A 25,394-nucleotide genomic window follows, 5' to 3' on the forward strand; every position below is an offset into this window, starting at 1 on the left:
GCACAGAAAGGCCCTCATAGAAGTTTCTGCAGACGGTTCGCCGAAGTCTGTTATTTCACATACCACCCGGCAGAGCGTGCACCTTTTCACTGAAAAGGTGCTTTTTTTATGCCTCAATAATCCAAAACACCAGCAGTAGTGGATCATACGAAAATCAATCTCCTCGTCAGGCTGCAGCACCTCGACAACCAGATAGAAAATATCGTGAGCCTGCAGAAGGGGCTTCCCGAAGAGATCAACGCCCTCGAAGAAGATCTCGCATTCACGAAACGGCAGATCGAAGCCCGCGCAAAGACCGCCGAGGAGCACCTGAAACTCCGCCAGTCGTTCAACGAGATCATCAACGGCTGCCACGAGAGGATCGCGTCCTTCAAGGAGAAACAGACCCTTGCGAGAAACAACAAGGAGTATGACGCCCTCTCCAAGCAGATCGAGTATGAAGAGAAGGAGATCGCCCAGGCCGAGATCCGCCTCCAGGACATCAGCCACGGCGAACAGCGCACCGAGGAGCTCCAGAAGAAGGGCCGCCAGCTGATCGAGGAGAACCGCTACGACGAGATCTCCGAGGACATGATGCCGGACGACGTCCTCCAGCAGCAGCTCGGCGACCTGGAAAAGCAGGTCGAGCATAAAAAGGAGGAGCTCAACAGCATCGTCATCGAAACCGAGGACGAGGTCAAAGGACTCAAGAAAAAAATCGACGAGCAGCGCGAGGTCATCAAGGCCGAAGCCAAGCGCCTCCTCGACAAGTACGACCACCTGCGCAGCGGCACCATCCAGAACGCCGTCGTGAAGCTCAACCGCAACGCATGCTCCGGCTGCAACACGCGCGTTCCGACCAACCGCCACACCATGATCGTCCAGGGCGGATTCTACCTCTGCGAGTCATGCGGCCGCATCGTCGTCCACGAACGGCTCTTCGAAGAGGCCGAAGGCTGAGCACGATACAGGAAACGGCCGAAGCCGGCCGTCACGTTCTTTTCATGGTACTGATCAGTTGATTCCTTGCTGAAACCGCAAGTGTGCAGCCGCTGTGCGCCCCCCGGGGCGCGCAGAGGAAAGTCCGAACTTCACAGGGCAGGGTGCCGGTCGAGATGCCCGAAAGGGGATCAAGCCCGGGTATGGCGGCGCAAGCCGTCCATAACAGAGAGCGCAGCAGAAAGCAGACCGCTCCGGGTGACCGGAGTAAGGGTGAAACGGCGGTGTAAGAGACCACCAGTCGTTCCGGCAACGGGACGAGCTATGCAAACCTCCCCGAAGCAAGGCCGAATAGGAAAGCTTTTCCCGCAAGGGAAAGAGGGCGGCCCGCCCGATTCCGCAAGGAGAGTTTTCGGGTAGGCCGCATTAGATAAATGGCTGCAGTTTTGCCCGGCCTGCCGGGTAATCCACAGAATTCGGCTTACATCTTCGGTTTCGGCTTTTTTATTTTCCCTCCCCGCTCCCTCTGCCCAGTCATGAGCGCCGACACCTCCTCGAGCAGTTCGCCCACTGAAAAGGGCTTCTGCAGATACCCTACCCCCCGCTCCGGCAGGCCTTCCCTGTCCAGCACATTCATGGCGTAACCCGACATGAAGAGAACCGGCAGGTCCGGACAGCGCTGGCTCACGGCCTCGTAAAGCTCCCGGCCGTTCATCCCCGGCATGACGATGTCGGTCAGCAGAAGATCGGGACAGTCCGATCCGTCCCCGACACGTTCCAGCGCCGATTCGCCACCGTCGGTATCGACGACCAGGTAGCCCGCATTGCGGAGAACATCAGCCACAAACGACCTGACGACCGCATCGTCCTCTACGACCAGGACGCTGCCGCCCCGTCCGGCGGCGCTTTCGGGTACGCCTCCATCGCCTTCGGGCGCCGCTATAGGCTCGCTTGAACGAAGCGGGAAATACACGCTGAAGACCGACCCCTTTCCCGGCTCACTCGAAACCGTAACCATCCCGCTGTGCTGGCGTGCGATTCCGTACACGGTCGCAAGGCCGAGCCCCGTCCCGCGCCCGCGCGCCTTCGTCGTAAAGAAGGGCTCGAAAATGTTCGCCAGCACCTCGCGCTCCATGCCAGACCCGCCGTCGGTGAACCGGAGAACAGCGCAGTCGTCGGCACCGACCGCCTCAGCGACCTCCTTAGGCATCAATGCAGCCGGAACGGATGCCGTCTCTATCAGAAGCGTACCGCCGCCCTGCATGGAGTCCTGGGCGTTGACGGCAAGGTTCATCATGATCTGCTCGATCTGTCCGAGGTCCCCCCTGATGGGAAGCGGCTCTTCAGACAGCGAGAGATCCATGATGACGTTATCCTGCATGGTCCGGCGCAGGAGCTGCTGGAACCCCCTGACGGCGGCATTGAGGTCGAGCACATGAAAATCGAGAGCCTGGCGGCGGCTGAAGACGAGAAGCTGGCGGACAAGGTCGCGGGCCCGGATTCCGGCGCCATGGATTGCGCGGATATCCTGGAGACGCTCGTCATCGGGACTGAACTGGTCGTCGAGGATCTCGGCATACCCGAGAATCGGCGTCAGGAGATTGTTGAGGTCGTGGGCCACCCCGCCGGCAAGCCGGCCGATGGACTCCATCTTCTGCGACTGGGAAAGCGCCTGCTCCAGCCGCCGGCCTTCCTCTTCCAGGCGCTTCCGCTCGGAGGTGTCGTGCATGAAGACCAGGGCGCCCTTCCGTCCTTCATGGCGGAATGGAACGGCAGAGACGTCGGTGCTGAAAAACGTTCCGTCGCAGCGGATGAAACGGCGCTCCTCGGGAAAGGGCAGGCCGATATCCTCATCATTGAGCTTGCGGATCAGTTCACGCACCCGCTCACGGTACTCAGGATGGAGCTGGCCGACCACCGGCCGGCCAAGCAGCTCACCCTCAGTTTCCGCGCCGAACATCCTGAGGGCGGCAGGGTTCAGGTAGGCGAAATCCCCCGCGGCCTGTATGAAGATGCCTTCAGGTGCCGATTCGACGACGGCGCGGAACCGCCCCTCGCTCTCCCGGAGAGCCTTTTCCGCCTTCCGGCGCTCGGTGATGTCCTCTGCCGTCACGATCCGGTAGAGCGGCTCGCCGTGCTCGTCACGCACGAATACGATGTCGACCTGTACCGGCACCTGGCCGCCGTCCCTGTGGATCTTGAAGGCCTCGAACTGGCAGGAACCGAGCTCGGAAGCGCGGCTGATGCAGGACCTCACGACATCAACCTGCGAATCCGGATAGAACTCGAAGAGCCGGTTGCCGACCATCTCTTCGACAGTCCGGCCGTGCAGGGCAGCAAATGCGGGGTTGCAGGCCAGGATCACGCCCTCCTCTGGATCCTCGATGGCAAGGCCGTGGGTACAGTGCTGGAAAGCGTCGGTAAGGAGGCGGGTCCGCTGTGCGGCAAGCATCCGGCGCGTGATGTTGCGCGCGACGGCATAGACGAAGCCGTCTGCGGATGAGGCGTTCCACTCCATCCAGAGCCACTCTCCGCTTTTTGCACGCAGTCGGTTTATGAAATTGATGGTGCGCTGGCCGGAACAAAGCCGCGCCATTTCGAGCTCCGTCGACTGCAGGTCGTCGGGATGGACAAGATGGCAGATCGGGCGCCCGAGCAGTTCGGAGACGGCATAGCCGAGATGCTTCTCCCATGCGGGGTTCGCCTGTTGCAGCTGACCCTCCGCCGTCATGACGGAGAGCATGTCGGGCACGAGTCCGAAAAACCCGCACCCGTCAAACGCCTCATGCGCCCCGCCCCTCTCTTTTCCCATCTGGATACCGCTGTCTTAGTTGTCAGGATCAAACGCCCCCCGGCTCTTCAGCCGGAAGGTCGATGCATGAACAGGGAATGGGGGACAGGCCCTCTCAGGCATCTTCGGGACGCACCTCGACCTGAGGGCGCCCGTCTTCCTTCAGCGTGACGGAAACGGTGACCGGCTTGCAGCAGACAGGACAGTCCTCGGTATACTCCTGTCTGCCTGCGGCGCAGTCGATGTCGAGTTCCATGGGCTCTCCGCAATAGGGGCACTGCACGACTACGGACTCAAGAAAGTTCATGGCTTCAACGCGTTTTGGTTGACTGAACCGAATTTCCGACCTACAAACTCTTTTTCAATATAACAGTCCCGGCGCTCAATCGGTTGCATGCAGCGCATACTCGCGCAGCCGGCGGCAGGCCTCGTCGAGCACCGCGTCCTCTTTGGCGTAGCAGAAGCGCACCAGGGACTCGCCCTTTCCGCCGCCGTAGAACGCCGTTGCGGGCACGGAGGCGACACCGGCCGTACGGAGGATGTGCATGGCCCGCTCGCGGGCAGAGCGGCCGGGAACCGAAGAGACGTCGGCCAGGACGTAGTAGGCGCCGTCGGGTACAAAGGGAGCGAGCCCCGCATCCTGGAGCGCCCGGCAGAAACGGTCCCGTTTCAGGCGGTACTCCAGGCCGAGTCCGCGGTAGTACTCCCACCCGAGCTCTTCCATCCCCCTGGCCACGCCCGCCTGCAGGGGTGCGGGCGCGCAGACGTAGCAGAGGTCGCTGAAGTGGCCGATGGCCGGCGCCCAGCGCCGGTCGGCGATGGCCCAGCCGATCCGCCACCCCGTCACGCTGAAGGTCTTCGATGCCCCGGAAATGGTGACGGTCCGCTCACGCATGCCGGGAAGGGTCGCCATGGGAACGTGGACGAGTCCGTCATAGAGGAAATGCTCGTAGATCTCGTCGGTGAACACAAACAGGTCGTGGCGAATGGCAACGTCGGCGACAGCCTCCAGCTCGCCCCGTGAAAAGACCTTGCCGCAGGGGTTGGCCGGCGTGTTGACGATGATGCCGCGCGTCTTCGGCGTGATGGCGGCCTCCAGCTCCCCTTCGCCGACAGACCAGCCGGGAGCCTCGAGGGGAACGAAAACGGGCACGGCGCCGGCGGAGCGGAGGGTGGTCAGGTGGTACCCGTAGAAGGGCTCGAAGAGGATCACTTCGTCGCCCGGTTCGAGCAGCGCCTGGAAGGCCGAGTAGAGGGCCCCGGTGGCCCCTGCCGTCACGACGATCTCGCTTTCCGGATCGCACGCCATACCGTAGAGGCGCTCCTGCTTGTCGGCGATCGCCTGGCGCAGCTCCGGGATGCCGGTATGCGGGGTATAGGTGTTCATTCCGGCCTCGATCGCCTCTGTGGCGCCACGGAGGACCGCCTCGGGGACGGGGGTGTCGCACACGCCCTGGGCGAGGTTCAAGCCGCCCTGCAGGCTGCACTCGAGGCTCATGCTGCGGATTTCCGACTGCGTCACCATCTCGTGGCGACGGCTGAGGTGAAGGCTCATGGGGATATGGGAATGCTATGGACGGAAGAGCTGGCGAAGGTAATGGTCCTCCTTTCGGGTCATTCGGCTGCGATCCTGCGGGGAGTGGTCGTCGTAACCGGCAAGATGAAGGACGGAGTGGATGGTGACGCGCAGCAGCTCGGCGTCGAAATCCGTCCCGAAGCGCCGGGCGTTCTCTTCGATGACGTCGAGGCAGATGTAGAACTCGCCCTCGACCACCCCCCCGCTTCCGTACGGGAAGGAGACGGTGTCGGTCGGCCAGTCGTGCTGGAGGTGCTCGCGGTTGATGCGCCGGCTCAGCCGGCTGCCGCAGTAGACCGCCGAAACCTCTCCGGCCGTCATCCCCTCGCCCTCGATTACCGCCGCCACCGCATTGCGGAGCAGGGCCCTCCTGAGCGGCCGGCGGGTGGTGTTATGTATCGTTGCCTGCACCACGGGAAGAGGCGTGTTCATGGTAGCCGGTGAGGGCGTCGATGTGCTTGAGCCGGTCCTTGTGCACCCGGTAGGTCAGTTCGACCTCCTCGTCGATGCAGCGCCGGCCGGTCACCTCGGCATGTTCGTAGAGGTAGCCGATGATCTTGTAGTCGGAGACGTGCACCCTGATCTTCCGCTCGCTGTAGTCCCGGCCGACATGCTCGGCAATGGCCTCCCTGAGGGCGGAGAGGTTCAGGCCGCGCGCGGCGGAGATGAACACCGCCTCCGGATAGCGGGCCCTCAGGTCGCGGAGCACCAGAGGGTCCTCGAGGGCGTCGATCTTGTTGAAGACGTCGATGATGTGGGGGTGCTTGACGCCGATTTCGCGCAGGGTGGCGCGTACCACCTGCATCTGCTCCTCGAAGCCCGGATGGCTCAGGTCGATGACGTGCAGGAGGAAGTCGGCCTGCAGCACCTCGTCGAGGGTGGAGCGGAAACTCTCGACGAGGGTGTGCGGCAGCTTGCGGATGAAGCCGACCGTGTCGGAGAGCAGCACGAGCTTGTTGATCTTCAGCTCGAGCCGCCGGGTGCGGGTGTCGAGCGTGGCGAAGAGCCGGTTCTCCGCGTAGGCCCGGGCTTCCGGGCAGAGCTGGTTCATGAGGGTCGACTTGCCCGCGTTGGTGTAGCCGACAAGCGCCACCCTCGGCACCGAGCGGCGGCTGCCGGTCTGGGTGTCGTGCTGCAGCGACACGTCGCGCAGCTTGCGTTTGAGCGAAGCGATGCGGCTGCGCACCAGCCGGCGGTCGGTCTCGATCTGGGTTTCGCCGGGGCCCTTGGTCCCGATGCCTCCCTTCTGCTTGGAAAGATGGGTCCACTGGCCCGAGAGCCGGGGAAGGAGGTACTCGAGCTGGGCGAGCTCCACCTGCATCTTGGCCTGGTGTGACTTGGCCCGGATGGCGAAGATCTGCAGGATGAGGCCGGTGCGGTCGATCACCTTGCAGTCGAGCGCTCGCTCGAGGTTGCGGGTCTGCACCGGCGTGAGGTCGTCGTCGAAGATGACGATGTCAATCCGGTCCCCCTTCACCATCTCGAGGAGTTCGTCGACCTTGCCGCGCCCGATGCAGTAGGCCGGGTCGCGGAGCTTCTTTTCCTGGATGAGGGTGCTGGCGGTGTCGGCGCCGGCGGTGTCGGCAAGGAAAGCCAGCTCGGCAAGGTACTCCTCGACAAGCGAACGGGGAATCTCGGGGGGCGTGGAGAGGCCGACCAGAATGGCCCTCTCTCGCGACTGCTGGGTATTTGGAGGTTCGGGCAACAGCGGCTCTGCGGGTTAAGTGATTCGGGGGCAACGGGCTGCCGGAGCGGCGTGTTGCGATATTATCTGCATTGTCTTATCTTGCCCACGCTTTCTCTCTCCGGTAGAATCAACAACACCGCGCAGGCGCTGAAATTTACAAATTTCCGCGGCCACGCCACAGCCCGGAACACGAGAAAAAGAGGAACCGCAGCCGACAACCAGCGCACGAGGGGATGCACCGAGCTCACGACACCGACACCACAGCCATGACGCCGGCCGCAGGCCATCTGGCGCTCGAGGACGCCTACCGCTACTGCCGCGCTGTCGCGAAGCACCACGCCAAGACCTTCTACCTGGCGAGCCTCTTCCTGCCGAAGGCGCAGCAGAAACCCATCTTCGCCATCTACGCCCTCCTGCGCACCGTCGACGACCTGGTCGACAACGCAGAAGCGGAACTCGAGGCCGGCAGCATCACCCGCCCAGAGATCAACCGCCGGCTCGAAGAATGGAAAGAGAAGCTCCGGCGCTGCTACGAGGGCGAGCACGGCGGTGACAGGATCATGATGGCCTGGCACGACACCCTGCAGAGTTTCAACGTCCCGATCGAACTCCCCCTCGACCTCATCGACGGGGTCGCCATGGACATCGAGTTCAAGCCCTTCCATACCTTCGACGAGCTCTACGTCTACTGCTACAAGGTCGCCTCGGTGGTCGGGCTCATGACCTCCGAGATCTTCGGCTACAGCGACCGCCAGGCGCTCCAGCACGCCATCGACCTCGGCATCGCCATGCAGCTCACCAACATCCTGCGCGACGTCGGCGAGGATATCGACCGCAACCGGATCTACATCCCCCTCGAGGACCTCGAGCGGTTCGGCTACAGCCGCCGGGAGTTCATGCAGCGGAAGATGGACGAGCGCTTCGTCAAACTCATGCAGTTCCAGATCGAACGGGCCCGCAGCTACTACCGCTCGGCCGACCGGGGCATCCCGATGCTTGAAAAGCACAGCCGCCTGGCCGTCGCCCTCAGCAGCGTCAACTACGGCAACATCCTCACGGCGATCGAGGAGAACGGCTACGACGTCTTCACAAAACGGGCGTACCGGTCGTTCACCCAGAAAATCATGACGATCCCGGAGATCTGGCTCAAAACACGAACCACTAAGTAAATACCCCGCAATGCACCAAGACAACGAACAGCTTTCGCTCAACGACCAGATGCAGCGCCGTTTCGACGAACGGCAGCACCTTATGCAGTCGGGCGTCAACCCCTACCCCTGCAGCTTCGAGGTCACCGGCTACTCGAGCGACATCATCGAACACTTCAGGGAAGAGGCGGAGGAGGAGGTGGCCGTCGCCGGCCGCATCATGGCCATCCGCCGTATGGGCAAGGCCTCCTTCGTCCACATCCAGGACGCGAAAGGACGCATCCAGATCTACCTGAAGAAGGACGAGGTCGGCGAGGAGTCCTACGCCACCTTCAAGCTGCTCGACATCGGCGACATCGTCGGGGTCAGGGGCTTCAGCTTCCGCACCCGCACCGGCGAGATCTCGGTGCATGCAAAAGCCTTCGAGCTGCTCTCCAAGTCGCTGCGCCCGATTCCGGTGGCCAAGGAGAAAGAGGTCGAGGGGAAAAAAGTGGTCTACGACGCCTTCGCCGACCGCGAGCTGCGCTACCGCCAGCGCTATGTCGACCTCATCGTCAACCCGGAGGTCCGCGAGACCTTCCGCAAGCGCAGCGCCATCGTCTCGCACATGCGAAGCTTCTTCACCGGCAACGGATGGCTCGAGGTCGAAACCCCGATCCTGCAGCCGATCTACGGCGGCGCCGCTGCGCGTCCATTCACGACGCACCACAACGCGCTCGATATGGAGCTGTACCTGCGCATCGCCAACGAGCTCTACCTGAAACGGCTCATCGTCGGAGGGTTCGACGGCGTCTTCGAGTTCGCCAAGGACTTCCGCAACGAGGGCATCGACCGCTTCCACAACCCTGAGTTCACCCAGGTCGAGCTCTATGTCGCCTACAAGGACTACGACTGGATGATGAAGCTCGTCGAGAACCTCTTCCACGAGACCGCCCTCGCGGTGAACGGAAGCGATCGGACGACCTTCCTCGGCCACGAGATCAGCCTTAAGCCGCCCTTCCGCCGCCTCACCATCGCAGACTCCATCAGGGAGTACACCGGCATGGAGATCGAAGGCAAAAGCGAAACGGAGCTGCGCAACATCGCAAAAGACCTCGGACTCGAGCTCGACCCGAAGATCGGCTCGGGCAAGATCATCGACGAGATCTTCGGCGAGTTCGTCGAGCCGAAGCTCATCCAGCCGACCTTCATCACCGACTATCCGACCGAGATGTCGCCCCTGGCCAAACCCCACCGCTCCAAGGAGGGGCTGGTGGAGCGCTTCGAGCTCATCGCAGGCGGCAAGGAGATCTGCAACTCGTTCAGCGAGCTCAACGACCCCGTCGTCCAGCGCCAGCGCCTCGAAGAGCAGGCACGGCTCCGCCAGCGGGGCGACGACGAAGCCATGGTGGTCGACGAGGACTTCCTGCGCGCCCTCGAATACGGCATGCCCCCCTGCGCCGGCCTCGGCGTCGGCATCGACCGGTTCGTGATGCTGCTCACCGGAGAGGAGTCCATCCGCGACGTCATCTTCTTCCCGCACCTGAAGCCGGAATAAAGGCTTCATACGAATACAGCATGGACCGAAAAGCCCCGGGGACGAAAACCCGGGGCTTTTTCGTTCATTCCCGGCGACTCATTCAGGCCGACGACGCCGAACGTGGCCCGAAAGAAAACCAACAAAAAAAACCGAAAAAAAATCAACCCGCGAATGCGTATTATGAACGAACGCCGATACCGTCAAGCTCGATCGAGCGCATCCGTACGCTGAAGCCATCAACCATATCAAGCGCAGACTCCATGCAGACCCATCAGGACGAGCTCTCAGGAATCCGCAGAGAGCTTGAACGGCTTCAGCGGGAAAACCGGGAACTCAGCAGTGACAGGAGACGCCTCGAGATGGTGCTTTCCGGCGCGGGAGCAGGCACATGGGACTGGAACCTTGGGACCGACGAAGTCGCGATGAACAAGCAATGGGCGGCCATGATCGGATATACCCTCGAAGAGATCTCGCCCACGTCACTGGAAACATTCAAGAACCACTGCCATCCCGAAGATCTCAAGTGCGCATTCGCCGTCATCCAGGAACATCTGGAGGGCAAGAGGGACCACTATGAGTGTGAAATCCGGATGCGCCACAGGGACGGTCGCTGGATACATGTTCTCGACAGGGGAAGCATCGTTGAACGGGACGGCAAGGGACGGCCAACAAGGCTGGCCGGATCGCACATAGATATCACCGAACGAAAGAAGTCGACCGACGAACTTGCCCGCAAGGAATGGAAATACCGCGCCATGTTCGAGAACATCCAGGACGTCTACGCCGAAGTGGAGGCGGAAAGCGGGCTCATCCTGGAGATCTCTCCCTCAATCGAACGGTACGGCTACAGCAGGGAGGAGCTCCTCCATACATCGATTGCAGACTATTACCCGTATCCGGAAGAACGCTTGCTGCTGTATGAACAGCTGAGGGAACATCGCCGAGTCGTCGACCATGAGGTCCATTTCCGCACGAAGAGCGGGGAATTGCGGGTCTTCTCCTTTACCGTGGAGATGATTGAAGGAAGCGAGGTCCTTCCTGCAAAAATCGTCGGCACCATGCGCGACGTCACTATCCGCAAGCGCAACGAGGAGCAGATACAGGAAAACGTCCGGCTGAAGAACAGCTTCCTCTCGACGGTGTCCCATGAACTGCGGACCCCGCTCTTTTCCATCCTTGGTTTTTCCAGCGCGCTCCTCAAAGGCAAAGAAACGATTGACAGCGCCACACGCGAAGAGTTTCTGAACATCATCCATGATGAAAGCGCCCGCCTTTCAATCCTCATCGAAGACATCCTGACCATCTCCCGAATCGATGCCGGCAACAGCCGCTACCATCCCGTCGTGCTCAACCCTGCGCCGCTCATCGACGATGTCGTCAAGATCCTGCAGAGGATGGCCGCTGAAAAAGAGATCATGATAAATAAAGCGCTTCCGCCGGAAGGGGTCCATATCACCTTTGACCGGGACGCGTTCAGGCAGGTACTGACGAACCTCGTCGGCAACGCCATCAAGTATAGCCTGCGAGGAGGAAGTGTAGTGATCGGGCTGGAGGAAAAAAACGGGCAGGCACTGCTTTCGGTCAGTGACGACGGCGTAGGGATCCCGGCGGAAGACCTCACCAAAATCTTCGAACAATTCTACCGTAGCGCCCACTCGGCGCACCGGGCCCATGGAACCGGACTGGGGCTTGCCATCGTCAGGGACCTGGTCGAAGCGCATGGGGGCACCATCGATGCATCGAGCACGCTGGACGAAGGAAGCACGTTCACCCTCAGCCTGCCTGCCGCTTCGCCTTCAGCCGGCTGAAGCCGGACAGCCCGGAGCCCGGGCGTGGCGGAAGCGGATGGATGCCGGATTGTGTCGTTTCTGCAACACTGTCGCCCAGGCCGGCCTTACTGCGCGCGGCTGCTTGCTTTTCTCGACCCCCGTGCGTATGATGAAAGAAGAGGTAACGACAGGCCGCCACCCTCGGGCCGGAATTCCAGTCACCCCCAGACGGAGGAGCGCCATGCATCTCATCCGCCGACCGCCATCCGCCCCGCCCCTCCTCGACATCGTAGGAGAAGGGGAAGGACTCCGCACCGAGTTCAAGCGCAAGGTCCACTCTCCCACCAAAATAGCCAAACCCATCGCCGCATTCGCCAACACCTGCGGAGGCATCATGCTCATCGGCATCGACGACGACGGCAGGATCGTCGGCATCCAGAGCGAAAAAGAGGCGCTCGAGATCGTCCATGAAGCGATACGCCGCCACATCGATCCCGTTCCCGACGTCGAAGCATACGTCGAAATGCACCGCAAACGGATGGTGCTGGCCGTCGTCGTTCCCGAAAGCCCCCATAAACCGCACTTCCACCTGAGCACGTCGCTCGACAGCCATACCTGCAGGCCATGCACGGCACGCAAGATCTATTTCAGGGAAGGAAGCAGCAGTCGGGCGATGGGAGAGGAAGACGCGGCGCTCATGATGAGGAACGCTGCATGCCGGTAGGCCGGATACCGGAGCGTTCGCGGGAAGTTGCCGACCAGCCCCGGGGGTAGACCGAACGCGATATCCGTCGCACCTGCCGGAACGGATGCAGCCCGATTGCTTACGCCTCGCGCACGCGCCCATCCGCCGCAAGCGGCACCCGCAAAACAAAGGTGCTGCCCCGGCCGACCTGGCTGGAGACCTCGATCCGGCCCTGCTGCACCTCGACGATTTGCCTCACGATGGCAAGACCGAGTCCGGTACCCTCGACAATGATGGAATCATGCTCGACGCGGTAGAATTTCTCGAAAATCTTTTCGTGCTCCGAGTCGTCAATACCGATGCCGTTGTCTTCCACCTCGATACGGGCTTCCGAGCCGTCCGCCATGATACGAGCCTCCACTCGACCGCCCTCCGGAGTGAACTTGATGGCATTGCCGAGCAGGTTCATCAAAACCTGCTTGAGTGAATCACGGTCGAATTCGATGAAGAGCTGATCGGCAGGATATGATTCGACCAGTTCGATGCGCTTTTCGACAGCCTGCCGACCAAGGACGTCGACAACTCCGGAAAACACGATGGCCGGGTTCAATCGCTGCGGCTTGTATTTTTTCTTGCCGGACTCGATTCGGGAAATGGTCAGCAGGTCTTCAATGAGCGCCGACAACCTGACGCTTTCGTCATGAATGATAGAAACGAACTCATTGCGGGTTTCCAGGTCAAGCACTTCGCTCTGCTTGAGCAGCGTGCTCGAAAAGCCGAGAATGGAAAAGAGCGGAGTACGCAGTTCATGGGAAACACTGGAAATAAAGTCGTTCTTGAGGCGAAGGTTCTCCCTGATCTGAATTTCATGTTCCTTTCGAAGGGTAATGTCGCGCAGCGAAGAGACTGCTTTAAGTCCACCACCGGGAAATTCCTGCAGACTTATGGCCAGCGACACCGTCGCAATAGAACCGTCTTTCCTCCGGAAATGGATCTCGTAATCCCGCAGCGAATCTTTTTCGAGCAGTTCGCGGTGGAGCTGCTGGAGCTCTTCCGGGTATGGGTATAAGCTTTCCAGCGGGACATTTCGCACCTCGCCGCTCTCGTAGCCGAACTGCCTGATCGAAGGGCTTACCTCTTCAATCAAACCGGAAGCGAGGTCGACAATGACATAGACGTCCTGGACGGATTCATACATGGCCCGATACCGCATCTCGCGCCCGAGCAACTCCTTGCTCAACACGTTGCGTCTCAACGCACTGAAAATCAGGTCCCCTCCAAGCTGAAGCAACGGAATGTCTATCGCCCTGATCGTCGAAACCTTACCCCTGACCCAATCCAGCCCGAGAAACCCCTTCAAGCCGGTTCCGTCAGACATCGGGAGAGCAAGAAGAGACTTGATATTCTGGCGTTCGAGAAGCTCACGTTCCGCATTTGCCTCCTCGGGAAGTCTTGAGACAAGGGGGATGAACACCGGCTGCATTTGACGATGCCGTTCCATCCACCAGGGAACGGCATCCGATGCAATCCCCTGCAGATTGTCCTTCTGCGATTCGATCCCGCCGGCACACCACTCATGGGTATTGCTTACCACCTCTCCGTCGTCTGAAATGAGAAACACATAGCAACGGTCAGCACCGGCAAAACCGCCGATTCTTGAGAGCGCCTCTTCGATAACTGCGTCAAGCTGAACGCTGTCGGGGTTCATCAGCAACATCGACACCCCGGCCAGAAGGCTCTGGAGCTCGTTTTTGGAACGAAGGTCGGTTTCCGTGGCCATGAGCTGCTGGTTGGCGGCCATCAGCTGCTGTTCGCTGGCCTGGAGCTGCTGGTTGGCGGCCATCAGCTGCTGTTCGCTGGCCTGGAGCTGCTGGTTCATCGCCGCCAGTTGGCGATTAGCCAGCGCCATCAATCGTTCAGCCTCCTTGCTTTCGCTGATATCACGAAAAACCCCCATCAGGGCAGGGCGACCGGCATACTCTACTTTCGATGCCAGAATACTGACGGGAATCCTTTTACCGGATGCCGTCAGCACCTCGGTCTCAACCACCCGCTGCGCCCCGTCACTCTGGCGTTGAAATGCAGGAATCAGCTCGGGAAGCAGGTCTTCGGGATGAATCGAATCGAAACGCATGGAACACAATGCCGAACACTCCCGTTCAAGGAGGAGTTCGGCGACATGGTTGCAATGCACGATGGTGCGGGTTTCGGAATCGGCGATGAGGATCGCATCGGTGATGCCGTTGTATATTTTCTCCAGCCGCTCGGACTGCCTGTTCAACTCGAGCTCGGCATTTTTCTGAGCCGTGATGTCATAATTGACCCCGGTCATCCGCACCGCCTTTCCACTCCCATCATGAGAGATCCTGGCAAAAGCCTTAAGATGACGAACCTCTCCGGACGGCGTCACCACCCGGAAATCAGTATCGAACGGCCTGACTCCCGCTATGGCCTCCTCCACAGCCGTAACGGCAACTTGGCGATCATCGGGATGCAGCCCCTTCTGCCATGCATCATAGGCCCCTGAAAACTCTTGAGAATCCACTCCGTAGAGCCGGTACATCCATTCATCCCAGACCAGCTGGTTCTTCTGCAGATCTAAATCCCATATGCCGATGCCGGCAGCGTCAACAGCCAGATTCATCCGACGTGCGAGTTCGGCCTTGTCTTCCAGAGTCTTATCCAGAGTCGTCGATAAGCACTGCAATTCGCTGATATTTCGATCGGCACCGACATAACCGGCAAAATTCCCCTCATCATCGAATACGGGAGTGGCGCTCGTCGCCATGGTCGCCAGATGGCCCTCTTTGTGGCGATTGATATTTTCAAGATCCCTGAACGGCTTCTGCTGGGCAAAGAATTCGCCAAACAGCACCCGCACCCTTTCAGCTTCTTCGGGAGGCATGAAATCAAACGGGGTTCGGCCAAGCATTTCAGCAGGATCGTAACCCAGAACATCCCTCACCTTCCGGCTCACGAACGTATAGACGCCATCTGCGTCGACTTCCCAGACCCAATCGTTCAGCGCTTCGGCCATGAGCTTAAACCGCCTGATGCTCCTGGCGTCCCTGTCGCAATGGGCCTGCATTTCCTCCAACTCCCGCCGAAGGGGCTGAAACGTATCGGCCGAAAACCCTGCAGCACAAACATCACGTTCGAGACGGATGAGTTGCTGCTCAAGGTGTTTTATATGGCGGGTGCCATGCGATTCCATCATAGGGGGGAGTAGATATTACCGGCTAGTTTACAATAACATGGGGGCGTAAAGAGAAAACCTCAGGGCAGATCGGCAGCCCTTGCCGACCGTGCAATGAAGCGGAACTGCAAAAATGCTGGTTGGTCCGCAAGGGTCGGATGCTTCCAGGAAAGAACGCGTCATCCCGAAAAGCCCGCAGAACAGTCGCGCTTCACCACAGTAACCGTAACGCGGCACATGCCGGAAAGGCTTTTCGTACGACAGAATCAGAATATAGGGAACGGCCGGGGAAAACGAAACGCAATACCATCCCTGCGGGGCGTTCATCCCTTCATCGTGCCGAGCGCCTCCAGAACGAAAGGGCCTTCGAACATCCCGACATGTACAATTTTTTTTTATCTTATTTCACCATTAAGGCTAATGCCCCCATATCCAAAGCCGTCGATATTTCCCCATGCCAATCGCTTCCGACCACCACGTCCTTTTTGTCGATGACGAACAGGATTCCCTTTTTGCCATAAAAAGATTTCTCCGGAGCGAGGACTATACGACCCATTTCGCCCGGAGTGCGGAAGAGGCGTTTGAACAATGTGAAGAGTACAACATATCCGTCGTGGTCTCCGACCTGAGGATGCCCGGCACATCCGGCCTGGAACTGATCGAATCGCTTCAGGCCCGATACCCCGAGATGATCAGGATCATTCTGAGCGGAACGGAAGACATCGGCATGATCATCGAAACGATCAACTCGGGAAGGATATTCCGCTTCATCCCCAAACCGGTCGAGGCGGAACGACTGAAAATAATCATGCGGGACGCCATTGCCATCCATACCCTGCAGACCGAACACCGGGAGATGAAGGCGCTATCCGAAAAACAGAACCGATACCTGACGCGGATCAACGACGAGCTCAGCCAGGCAACGGCCAGGCTCAGAAACAGCGAACTCCGGTTCCGCGCAATAAACGATGCGGCATTCGACCCCATTTTCCTCATCAACCGCAACGGCAGCATCGCCTATGCGAACAGTGCCGCGGAATCCACCTTCGGATTCACGAAATCCGAGTTCCACTCCATGCATTTCGGCAGCCTTCTGGCACAGGAGGAAGTCGATGAGGGGATCGAGGTCGACCTGCTGAACGCATCGGCAAACACGCTGAAGGAGAAGGACGCGAGGTTCATCGCCAAAGACGGGCGAACTATCGACGTCGCCATTTCAACAGGAACGGTCGATATCCAGACGATCCCCCATATCGTCATGATCGCCAGAGACAACACCCTGCGCATCCAGGCTGAACGCAGCCGCCAGCAGCTAGAGAAAATGCAGCATACCCTCGAATCGCAGATTGAGCGCAAGCTCATGCAAAGCCATACTCCGAAAGGACTTGACGGGGCGAAAATAAGCAACTTCATGCTTTCATCGGGGTATCTTAACGGTGATTTCGCCGACTTCATCGCCTACGACAACCGCCATATCGACATCATGACGGGCGATGTCATGGGCCACGGCATCCTCTCTGCCCTGGTGGGTTCGGGCTTGAAATCGCTCTACCTCAGAACGCTTGCGAGGAAAAGCCTCCAGAGAACCCTGCCAGAGCTCAAAGAGGTCGTCAGCGAGTTTCATCAGGGATGTATCAAGGATCTCCTTGAGATAGAAATCTACGCCACCATGCTTTTTTTCCGGCTGGACCTGGAAAAAAAGACACTCTCGCTCATCGACTGCGGACATACGCCCAGCCTCCACATCAACGCCAGAAGCGGCACCAGTTCCTGCATCAAGGGGACGAACCTTCCAGTGGGAATGGTCGAGCAGCAGACGTTCGAAACCGTAACGGTACCAGTCGAAGCCGGCGACATCATCGTCATCTATTCCGACGGCATCACCGAGGCGCAGCTCCCGGACGGCAGCATGTTCGGGGAAGAACGCCTGGCCGATCTCGTCTTCCGGCACCGCCACATGAGCAGTGACGACCTTCTTGCCCTGATATGCAGGGAGCTGGGAGCGGCAACCGGTTCCGAAACGTTTGAAGACGACGCCTCATGCATCGTAATCCGCATCGACGACATCCATGAATAACCCGTCGATACTGATCGTCGGGGGAAAGCCCGGCTCCGGAAGGCCATATGGCGATAAGGGCGGTACCGCCATACGCAGCACGCATGTCGAAAGCACCGACGATGCCATTCGACTGCTTGCGGATGGGGAAACGTTCAACCTCATCCTCGTAGCACCCGGCCCAAATACCCAGGATCCGGTACCCTTGACCAGGGAGCTCAGAGCCGCCCGTCTTTCGGCAAGCACAATCCTCTTCCCGGATGCGGAGAAACTGCACCTGGCGCTCGAATGGTTCAAAAGCCTTCCGAATGAAACCCTGAAAGGGTTCATCAATCCCTCAACGCCGTTCCCCGAAGAGACCATGCCCCCGACGGGGCAGGACGAGCCGATTTTTGACGGCCTCATAGGGGAATCTCCCGAGATGGGAAAGCTCAAGAAACTCATCGGGAAGATTGCGCCGACCGGCACGACCATCCTGCTGCAGGGTGAAAGCGGAACAGGCAAGGAGGTGCTTGCCCGGGTCATCCACAGCAACAGCTCCCGAAGCAAAGAGCCGTTCATCCCTGTCGACTGTGCGGCCATCAGCGGCAACATCATAGAAAGCGAGCTCTTCGGCCATGCAAGGGGCGCCTTCACCGGTGCGGAAAGAAGCACTCTCGGCATGATCCGCTCAGCGGACAAGGGAACCCTCTTCCTCGATGAAATCGGGGAGCTTCCGCTCAACATGCAGGCCAAGCTGCTCAGGACGCTCCAGGAACGAACCGTCAAACCAGTCGGCGACACCCGGCTCTATCCTGTCGACATCCGCATCATTGCGGCCACGAACCGCAACCTGGCCGAAGCCGTAAAAAACGGAGAGTTCCGCGAAGACCTCTATTACCGGCTCAACGCCATCACCATTTACGCCCCGCCCCTTCGGGAACGAATCGCCGACATCCCGCTGATATCCGGCCACATTCTCGAAAGGTTGAAAAAAGAAGGCTACCAGGGCAAACAGCTCTCCGGCTCCGCTCTTGCCGCACTCTCTTCGTGGCACTGGCCCGGCAACGTCAGGGAGCTTGAAAACGTCATCCGCAGGGCTGCGATGCTGGCGGGAGAGGAAACCATCGGCACGGACAGCATCTCTTTCGAAACAGGGATCAAATGGAGCCCGGCCACGACGGCCGAAACACCCGTCTCGATCGCCTCGCATGAGAAAGAGGCCATCGTCAAGGCGCTGCAGAAGACCTCGGGAAACCGCCGCGAGGCGGCCGAGCTCCTCGGCATCAGCGAAGCCACCCTGTACCGGCGACTGAAAGTTTACGGCATATAGCGGCCGTCCGCCGCCTGTCGCAATGAGAGCCGGCCGGAGCAGATCGCTAACATTCTGACAGTCCCCCGGAACCATACCGATGGAAGCACCTCCCGGCAAACGCATGCCAACAGGGAACCTCCCGAAGGAAATGACGTGGCATCATATTTGCAGTACACCCACAGACACACGCCGTATCGTGCCGTATGGATCACGGCCGCAGGCAAGGAATCCGGAGAAGCTTTTCATAACCATTTCCGACCGAGCAGATGCTCAATGCACTAATTCTTGGACTGAGAGAAAATACCGCAGAGCTTCTGCGCCTCCTCGAAGAGAAAGGGCTCATGGTCACAATTGCCGAAAGCGTCCAGGAGATCCCGCAACTACGCCAGGACGATCCGGGGTTCCGCCTTGCATTTCTGACCGACAGTTTTCCCGAAGCAATGAATGTGACCCTGCTTGCCCAGGTCAAGACAGCCTGCCGGCCGGAATGCATGGTCTGCCTTTCAGATCATGAAAGCGACGGCCAGGAGCGGATCCTGCGCTCTGCGGGCCTTGTCTTCCTGGGAAGTTACCAACGCTTCCTCACGCTGGCGGACCGCATCATACAAACCACGCTGTGTGCATCCGAAAGAAAGGACTGCGCGAGAAAACTCGAAGAACGCCTGATGAACAACGACACGAACGCACGCTGGAATCCCAGGCGGAACGCCATCCGGGCAAATATGGTTCTTGGCCGAATCGCCGAAAAAGTAACGGCCGTCCTGAGGGGGAAGACATCTCCCTGCCCTATGGCCAGAAAACCCGATCAACAGCAGTAACATCAGCAACAATGGAACTCGACCCAACAGTCAGGAAGGAACTGATCAGCAGAGTCAGCATGTCGATCAGCCCCAAAGCCCGCCATCGCAAGGCGATGAAGGTGTTTATCTGGGAAGCCACCATACGCATCTCCTACCACCTGAAGCGGATGATCGACATCGTCATCTCTCTTGCTGCCTTCATCCTGCTTCTGCCGATCTTCATCCTTACGGCAGCCGCCATATGGATAGAAAACCCCGGACCGGTTTTCTACGCCCAGACCCGGGTCGGCAGAAACGGAAAACACTTCAGCTTCTACAAATTCCGTTCGATGATCATCAATGCCGACAGGATGAAAGAGCAACTGCAGACGATGAACGAGTCCTCGGCAGGGGTTATTTTCAAGATGAAAAAAGATCCGCGGATCACGAAGGTCGGCAGGATAATTCGTAAATTGAGCATCGACGAACTCCCCCAGCTGATCAACGTACTCAGGGGCGACATGAGCCTTGTCGGCCCGAGGCCTCCCCTTCCGCTGGAAGTGGCCGAATACACGCTCGAAGAGCGTAAAAGGCTGCACGTGATTCCCGGGATCACCTGCCTCTGGCAGGTAAGCGGGAGAAGCGACATTCCGTTCGACAAACAGGTCATGCTTGACATGCAGTATATCCAGAGCGCCAGTGTCCTTAAAGACCTCGCCCTTCTTTTCAGGACCATACCTGCCGTACTCTCAGGCAAAGGTGCCTATTAAAGCCCTCCCCCACCATGGAATTCCGTATCGACACATCCACAGGCATGAACATCGGGATCGCAGTCCTGCCGGGGCGCATTGATGCAGCCAACAGCCCGCTCCTCCAGCAGGCCTTCCCCGAGTGGCTGAAGAAGACGTCCAATCTCGTTTTTGACTGCCGCCAACTCGACCTCCTTGACAGCAGCGGGCTCGGCGTTATCGTCTCCTGCCTGAGAAAAACAATCGAACGCCAGGGCGACCTGAAGCTTGCGGCCCTTTCCAACAGGGTGGCCATCCTGTTCGAACTGACCAAGGCCAAACGACTGTTTTCCATCCACCCCGACACCGGTGCGGCCATTCGGGCATTCAGTTCCGAAAACAAGGAGTGAGCGGAGATCACATGAAGAGTCTTTTCATCGTCAGGAAGTCGGAACACGCATGGATCTGCCGGCAGTTCAGCGCAGAGCATCCGCTCCTTGTCACGCTCTGCAACAAACCCTTCATCGAGTTTCTGCTTGACTTTGCCATCCTTGCCGGAGCCGATGCCATCCGCATCGTCAGCGACGGCCAGACGGCTCCGATTGAAGCGTACTGCGGAAACGGCAGCCGCTGGGGCATCGACATCAGCTACGCGCATATGCGCCCGGAAGACGACCGGGAGCGGATCATGGAAAAAAACAGCCGATTCTGCTCCGAAGACAGGGTCCTCATCATCGAAGGCGTGCTTTTCATCGAACACGACAAACATGCGGACTACCGGAGCTGGCTCTCCGCACTTCCGGAAGGCGGCATCGTCGATATCGGATCCGGCTCCCTGTCAATAAGCGGTGAGCCGACGAAGGATATGGCCGTCCCTTTCCGCCCCCTCATCAGCATCCCCGCAATTGAGTGCGTCAACGACTACTTCTCTCTTTCAGCCGCAACCCTGGGAGCCGGAACCCGCTATATCCTTCCCGGATACTGCAATGAGCCCGACTGCTTCATCGGCAGGAACGTCGTCATCCAGAAAGGGGCCGAAATCAGGAAGCCCGTCATGATCGGCAACAACGTGCAGATCATGACCGGGGCCGTCATCGGCCCGGCAACCATCATCGGGAGCAACGTCATCGTCGACCGCGAAAGCACCGTCAAGGGAAGCATCCTTCTGGACAACACCTTCATCGGGGAACAGCTTGAGGTCGACAGGAAAATCGGTGAAGGAAACCGGCTGACCGATCCGGCAAGCGGAGCGACGCTGATGATGGAAGATCCTCATCTCATGAGCGCCATCCATCAGCCGGCAGATGCCTCAGGCCTGCTGCGACAGCTCGTCCACTCACTTGCCGCAACGGCTCTCGTCCTCCTGCTCGCACTTCCATGGCTGGCGCTGCGCATGTTGCCGGCAGGACGAAGCAACCGGAACATCATCATTGAGCGCTATCCGCTGCTCTTCAGGGTGATCAGGGGTTCGATGCGGCTGATCGGAAGCCGCGGAAAGGACCGAAAGAACAGTGAAACACCCGATATGCACATCCGGCAGGCGAAACCGTCGGTCTTCGGCTATGCGGAAGCCGAACAGTGGCCGGAAACCGACAGCGACGCATTGATCGTCGACCACTATTACACGCGCCACGCCAGTCCGCTGAAGGATATCGGCCTGGCCATCAAGGCACTCATCAACCCCAAAACCTTCTGACAAGGAACGCCCATGAACATTGTCGAAACCGCCCGGAACGGGGCCACCGTCATTTCTCTGGAAGGGATACTCAACGCCGCCGCGGCTCCGCAGCTCAAGGCCCACCTCGAGAACTCGGATCCGGCAAGCCCGACGGTCATAGACCTGACAAACGTCGAGTTCATCGACAGCAGCGGGCTCGGTGCCCTGGTCGGGTTCCTTCGCAAAAAGAAAACCGGCAGCGGCTCATTGAAACTGGCCAACCTGAACAACCGCGTCAAAAGGGTTTTCGAAATCACCCAGGCATACAGCCTGTTCGATGTCTACGACGACCTGGAAGCCGCCATAGGGAAATAACGACACCGAAACCACCATGACAACAATGCTCACGGCAACGCTACGGGCAGAGCTGGCCAACATCCGGATCGCTGCGAACCTGGCCCGCTCGAGCGCGGAAGTCTTTGCCAATACCCATGGGTTCACCGGAAACATCGCTGAATTCGCCCATGCGTTCGAACTCTCCGTAAGCGAAGCCTTCACCAACGCCGTCCGTTACGGGGATCCGTCAAACGCCGATGCCGTGGTGCATATCTCCATCGAAAGCGGGCCCGGCAGCATAACGATAACCGTCAAGGACAACAACCCCCCGTTCGACCCGGCCCCGCCAACCCCTGAAATCCAGGGCTATCCCGAGGGAGGGTTCGGCCTGTTCATCATCGGCAAACTGATGGACGAGGTCAAATGCGAACACGAGGGGGGGGGCAACACGCTTGCAATGACGAAACATATCGGGTAGACCATGAAGCAGCCCACCCCCAATCCCATGGTATCGGTACTCGTCGTCAGTTACAACACGAAGGATATCCTCCGCAACTGCCTGCAGGCACTGCTGGCCAACAGCACGGGCGTGCTGATGGAGGTTCTGGTCGTCGACAACGACTCCATGGATGGATCGGCAGCCATGGTGCATGATGAATTCCCGGACGTCAGGCTCATCGACAACCATGTCAACAGCGGGTTCGCCGCCGCCAACAACCAGGCATACAGGGTGGCAGAAGGTGACTACATCCTCCTGCTCAACCCCGATGCCTACGTCAGGGAAGGCTCAGTCGCAAACGCCGTGGCGTTCATGGAACAGACTCCGGAATGCGGCCTCTGCGGAGGAAAGATCATCTCGCCCGAAGGCCGGCTCGAGCCATCCGCCCGACGATTCCCGTCGGTTCGATCGAAACTGCTGACCATCTCCGGCATCAGCGGGAAACATCCCGACTCCCCCATCCTCAACCGCCATGAATTCGGCGGGTTCAAGCACGACCGCCCAATGGAGGTGGACTGGGTACCGGGAACCTTCACCATCATCCGCCGCAGCATGCTCGAAACGATCGGGTTCTTCGACGAGCGCTTCTACCTCTATTATGAAGAGACCGACCTCTGCCGACGGGCGAAAAAGGCCGGATGGAAGGTATTCTTCATCCCCACGGCCGAAGTCATGCACATCGGCGGCGCCTGCAGCAAGACAAGAAAGGAAAAGACCTTCGACGAAGGGGCCTCACAGGTCCTCTCCTTCCGGCTCCGCAGCGAGTGCCTCTACTACAGGAAAAACCACGGGGCCTCGATGCTGTTGGCCACAACAGGGCTGGAACTCTTCTGGAACCTCCTGATCTTCATAAAGAACCTGGCCGTTCCCTCGAAAGAAGCGCAAAGAAAACGCAGCGCATCGATCGGCAACGGCAGACAGATCCTCAAAGCGCTCCGGGACACACGCTTCGGAGCCGTTGCACCGCCAACCCCCTGGTGAATGATGGGCATGCTCAACGACATCCGCCAGGACCTGGCAACGTACGGCGGAGACTGGGGCGCCCAGGGATTCTGGGTCATGCTTGTCTACCGCTTCGGACGCTGGCGCTACACGATCGGCAACCCCATAATACGGAAACCGTTTTCACTCCTTTACCATGTCCTGTATAAAGGTGCACAGATCCTTACCGGCATCGAGCTCCCCTGCGAGGTCCCTGTAGGCAAAGGGTTCAGGATAGACCACTTCGGCGACATCATCATCAGCGGCTACGCCAGCTTCGGTGACAACTGCGTGATCCGCAACGGCGTCACCGTCGGGCTCAAGAACATCGAGGAAAAGGCCGCTCCCGCCATCGGCAGCAACGTCAGCATCGGAGCAGGCGCCAAAATCCTTGGCAGGATCACCATCGGAAACAACGTCGACATCGGCGCCAATGCCGTCGTGCTGCAATCCGTCCCCGACAATTCCCTTGCAGTCGGGATTCCGGCCCGCATCCTGCCGAAGGAAAAGACGCCGACCGGCCTGTCACTATGAGAGCAAAACGGGCATACGCGGTTCTTGCAGCCATTACAACGGAAGGAAAAGCACTCCGGAACGAAGGCGTTACCGGGAACAAACCGGCCGGCAGCACATGGCACGGATTTTGCCTATAGCACAAGAGCAATAAAGGAACCCTCACCCCCCAACCATGCAACGAACACCGTCAGCCCCAATGATGCGCACTCACGGCCTTCCGGCCGTCATGGGATTGTCGCTTTTGTTCCTGCTCGCCTCATGCGGCGGCATCTCCCCCAAGCCGACCCGTACGCCCGTCCCCAATGCCCCGGGACGAGACTTCAGCATGAAGCTGCCCGCAAAGACGCCGACATTCACGAAAAAAGAGGAGCTCATGAAGGCTGAAGAGGAAAGCGGCCCTTTCGAATACCGTCTTGGACCGGGAGACATCATCGGCCTCAAGGTCTGGCGGCGCCCTGAACTCTCCGAAGAAAGGCTCATCGTCTCACCCGACGGATTCATTGCCGCCCCGAGGGTCGGAATGATCAGCGTCGTCGGCAAAACGCCCGAAGAGATTAAAAGCGCCATCACAAAAAAGCTTGAAATCCTTTATATCAACCCCGAGGTCACCATCCAGGTCCATGAATTCCTGAACAACAAGGCTTACGTACTCGGCAACGTGAACAGCCCCGGAATGGTAAGGTTCACAGGACGGGGCAGCCTTCTTGAAGGACTATCGCTAGCAGGAGGAGTGCCCAAGGATGACAGGATGACGCGCTGCTCCATCATCAGGGGCAGCAGCCAGGTCATCTGGATAGACCTGCAGGATCTGCTCAACAATGGCAACATGAGCCTGAACGCCCCCATCCGCAACAACGACATCATCTACGTCCCGGAACGCGCAAACGAAATGGTCTATGTCATGGGTGAGGTCAAGTCGCCCGGAGCCATTCAGCTGCATTCGGGAATGAGCGTGCTCAAGGCCGTCATGATGGCCGGCGGCATGTCGCGCAAGGCAAATGGGGAAAAGGTCTTCATCATCCGTCAGCAGGAGGTCAACGGAAGCGTGGTGGAGGTCAACCTGGAGAACCTGATCGAACAGGCCGACTTCAGCAAGAACTACACCCTCATGGCCGACGACATCGTTTACGTCAGCCCAAGCGGCATGGCGAAGTTCAATTACTCGATCGAAGACATCATGCCGGCCCTGCAGATCATCAACCTGGGAACGTCTGCGGTGAACTCCGTCAATTCAACCATTGTCATCCCGGCTCCTTAGC

General features: G+C 59.2%; 22 protein-coding genes and 1 other RNA gene. 18 read left to right on the forward strand and 5 right to left on the reverse strand.

Going from position 1 to position 25,394, the window contains the following annotated elements:
* The first annotated feature begins 138 nt into the window (after nt 1–138).
* From E0L29_RS01185 to E0L29_RS11615, 3 genes are all read left to right on the forward strand, one after another.
* Complete coding sequence (locus tag E0L29_RS01185; RefSeq protein ID WP_131353700.1) at nt 139–939, forward strand: hypothetical protein; 801 nt, start codon at nt 139–141, stop codon at nt 937–939.
* Between the two features lie 72 nt (nt 940–1,011).
* Nucleotides 1,012–1,418: RNase P RNA component class A (rnpB, locus tag E0L29_RS01190), an RNA gene on the forward strand.
* Nucleotides 1,419–1,942: 524 nt separating this feature from the next.
* Nucleotides 1,943–3,421 (forward strand): hypothetical protein, encoded by a 1,479-nt coding sequence (locus E0L29_RS11615; protein WP_242664231.1) that lies wholly within the window; start codon nt 1,943–1,945, stop codon nt 3,419–3,421.
* Nucleotides 3,422–3,824: 403 nt separating this feature from the next.
* Here E0L29_RS11615 and E0L29_RS01210 read toward each other — a convergent pair whose 3' ends face one another.
* From E0L29_RS01210 to hflX, 4 genes are all read right to left on the reverse strand, one after another.
* A complete protein-coding gene (locus E0L29_RS01210) occupies nt 3,825–4,016 on the reverse strand; it encodes a CPXCG motif-containing cysteine-rich protein (protein WP_131353702.1) in 192 nt (63 codons plus the stop codon).
* A 75-nt stretch (nt 4,017–4,091) separates the two neighbouring features.
* Nucleotides 4,092–5,264, reverse strand: a complete 1,173-nt coding sequence (locus E0L29_RS01215) for an aminotransferase class I/II-fold pyridoxal phosphate-dependent enzyme (RefSeq protein WP_131353704.1) — start codon at nt 5,262–5,264, stop codon at nt 4,092–4,094.
* A 15-nt stretch (nt 5,265–5,279) separates the two neighbouring features.
* Nucleotides 5,280–5,696: an rRNA maturation RNase YbeY gene (gene ybeY / locus E0L29_RS01220; protein WP_131354670.1), complete on the reverse strand. Its 417-nt coding sequence runs from the start codon at nt 5,694–5,696 to the stop codon at nt 5,280–5,282.
* A complete protein-coding gene (gene hflX / locus E0L29_RS01225) occupies nt 5,677–6,990 on the reverse strand; it encodes a GTPase HflX (RefSeq protein ID WP_131353706.1) in 1,314 nt (437 codons plus the stop codon). Before hflX ends, ybeY begins: the two co-directional genes overlap by 20 nt.
* Before the next feature lie 215 nt (nt 6,991–7,205).
* On the opposite strand from hflX, the gene E0L29_RS01230 reads away from it, so the two are divergent.
* The 4 genes from E0L29_RS01230 to E0L29_RS01245 all read left to right on the forward strand — a co-directional run bounded on the left by E0L29_RS01230 (nt 7,206) and on the right by E0L29_RS01245 (nt 12,132).
* A complete protein-coding gene (locus E0L29_RS01230; protein WP_131353708.1) occupies nt 7,206–8,141 on the forward strand; it encodes a phytoene/squalene synthase family protein in 936 nt (311 codons plus the stop codon).
* Between the two features lie 10 nt (nt 8,142–8,151).
* Entirely contained in the window at nt 8,152–9,657 is a 1,506-nt protein-coding gene (gene lysS, locus E0L29_RS01235) for a lysine--tRNA ligase (protein ID WP_131353710.1), read from the forward strand.
* A gap of 242 nt (nt 9,658–9,899) precedes the next feature.
* The gene (locus E0L29_RS01240) at nt 9,900–11,447 is read left to right on the forward strand and encodes an ATP-binding protein (RefSeq protein WP_165498791.1); all 1,548 of its coding nucleotides are present in this window, start codon (nt 9,900–9,902) and stop codon (nt 11,445–11,447) included.
* A gap of 202 nt (nt 11,448–11,649) precedes the next feature.
* Nucleotides 11,650–12,132: an ATP-binding protein gene (locus E0L29_RS01245; RefSeq protein WP_131353714.1), complete on the forward strand. Its 483-nt coding sequence runs from the start codon at nt 11,650–11,652 to the stop codon at nt 12,130–12,132.
* Between the two features lie 100 nt (nt 12,133–12,232).
* On the opposite strand, the gene E0L29_RS01250 is transcribed toward E0L29_RS01245, so the two are convergent.
* Nucleotides 12,233–15,310 carry a PAS domain S-box protein gene (locus tag E0L29_RS01250; RefSeq protein ID WP_131353716.1) on the reverse strand — a complete coding sequence of 1,026 codons (3,078 nt, stop codon included), beginning with the start codon at nt 15,308–15,310 and terminating at the stop codon, nt 12,233–12,235.
* 433 nt (nt 15,311–15,743) lie between these two features.
* Between E0L29_RS01250 and E0L29_RS01255 the strand changes: the two genes are divergently transcribed.
* The 11 genes from E0L29_RS01255 to E0L29_RS01305 all read left to right on the forward strand — a co-directional run bounded on the left by E0L29_RS01255 (nt 15,744) and on the right by E0L29_RS01305 (nt 25,393).
* Complete coding sequence (locus tag E0L29_RS01255; RefSeq protein ID WP_131353718.1) at nt 15,744–17,366, forward strand: SpoIIE family protein phosphatase; 1,623 nt, start codon at nt 15,744–15,746, stop codon at nt 17,364–17,366.
* Nucleotides 17,359–18,657 carry a sigma-54 dependent transcriptional regulator gene (locus tag E0L29_RS01260; protein WP_131353720.1) on the forward strand — a complete coding sequence of 433 codons (1,299 nt, stop codon included), beginning with the start codon at nt 17,359–17,361 and terminating at the stop codon, nt 18,655–18,657. Before E0L29_RS01255 ends, E0L29_RS01260 begins: the two co-directional genes overlap by 8 nt.
* Before the next feature lie 248 nt (nt 18,658–18,905).
* Nucleotides 18,906–19,457: a hypothetical protein gene (locus E0L29_RS01265; protein WP_131353722.1), complete on the forward strand. Its 552-nt coding sequence runs from the start codon at nt 18,906–18,908 to the stop codon at nt 19,455–19,457.
* An 11-nt stretch (nt 19,458–19,468) separates the two neighbouring features.
* Nucleotides 19,469–20,188 (forward strand): sugar transferase, encoded by a 720-nt coding sequence (locus E0L29_RS01270; RefSeq protein ID WP_131353724.1) that lies wholly within the window; start codon nt 19,469–19,471, stop codon nt 20,186–20,188.
* A 14-nt stretch (nt 20,189–20,202) separates the two neighbouring features.
* Nucleotides 20,203–20,556: an STAS domain-containing protein gene (locus E0L29_RS01275; protein ID WP_131353726.1), complete on the forward strand. Its 354-nt coding sequence runs from the start codon at nt 20,203–20,205 to the stop codon at nt 20,554–20,556.
* A gap of 11 nt (nt 20,557–20,567) precedes the next feature.
* Nucleotides 20,568–21,842 carry a sugar transferase gene (locus E0L29_RS01280; RefSeq protein WP_131353728.1) on the forward strand — a complete coding sequence of 425 codons (1,275 nt, stop codon included), beginning with the start codon at nt 20,568–20,570 and terminating at the stop codon, nt 21,840–21,842.
* 12 nt (nt 21,843–21,854) lie between these two features.
* The gene (locus tag E0L29_RS01285; RefSeq protein ID WP_131353730.1) at nt 21,855–22,178 is read left to right on the forward strand and encodes an STAS domain-containing protein; all 324 of its coding nucleotides are present in this window, start codon (nt 21,855–21,857) and stop codon (nt 22,176–22,178) included.
* Nucleotides 22,179–22,194: 16 nt separating this feature from the next.
* On the forward strand, nt 22,195–22,617 hold the full coding sequence (locus tag E0L29_RS01290; RefSeq protein ID WP_131353732.1) for an ATP-binding protein: 423 nt from the start codon (nt 22,195–22,197) through the stop codon (nt 22,615–22,617).
* A 3-nt stretch (nt 22,618–22,620) separates the two neighbouring features.
* Nucleotides 22,621–23,619, forward strand: coding sequence for a glycosyltransferase family 2 protein (locus E0L29_RS01295; protein ID WP_242664232.1), 999 nt, complete (start codon nt 22,621–22,623; stop codon nt 23,617–23,619).
* A 9-nt stretch (nt 23,620–23,628) separates the two neighbouring features.
* Nucleotides 23,629–24,153, forward strand: coding sequence for a serine acetyltransferase (locus E0L29_RS01300; protein WP_131354676.1), 525 nt, complete (start codon nt 23,629–23,631; stop codon nt 24,151–24,153).
* A gap of 178 nt (nt 24,154–24,331) precedes the next feature.
* Nucleotides 24,332–25,393, forward strand: coding sequence for an SLBB domain-containing protein (locus tag E0L29_RS01305; protein ID WP_242664235.1), 1,062 nt, complete (start codon nt 24,332–24,334; stop codon nt 25,391–25,393).
* The last annotated feature ends 1 nt before the right edge of the window (nt 25,394 follow it).

The organism is Chlorobium sp. N1 (assembly GCF_004332115.1).
Taxonomy (GTDB): domain Bacteria; phylum Bacteroidota; class Chlorobiia; order Chlorobiales; family Chlorobiaceae; genus Chlorobium.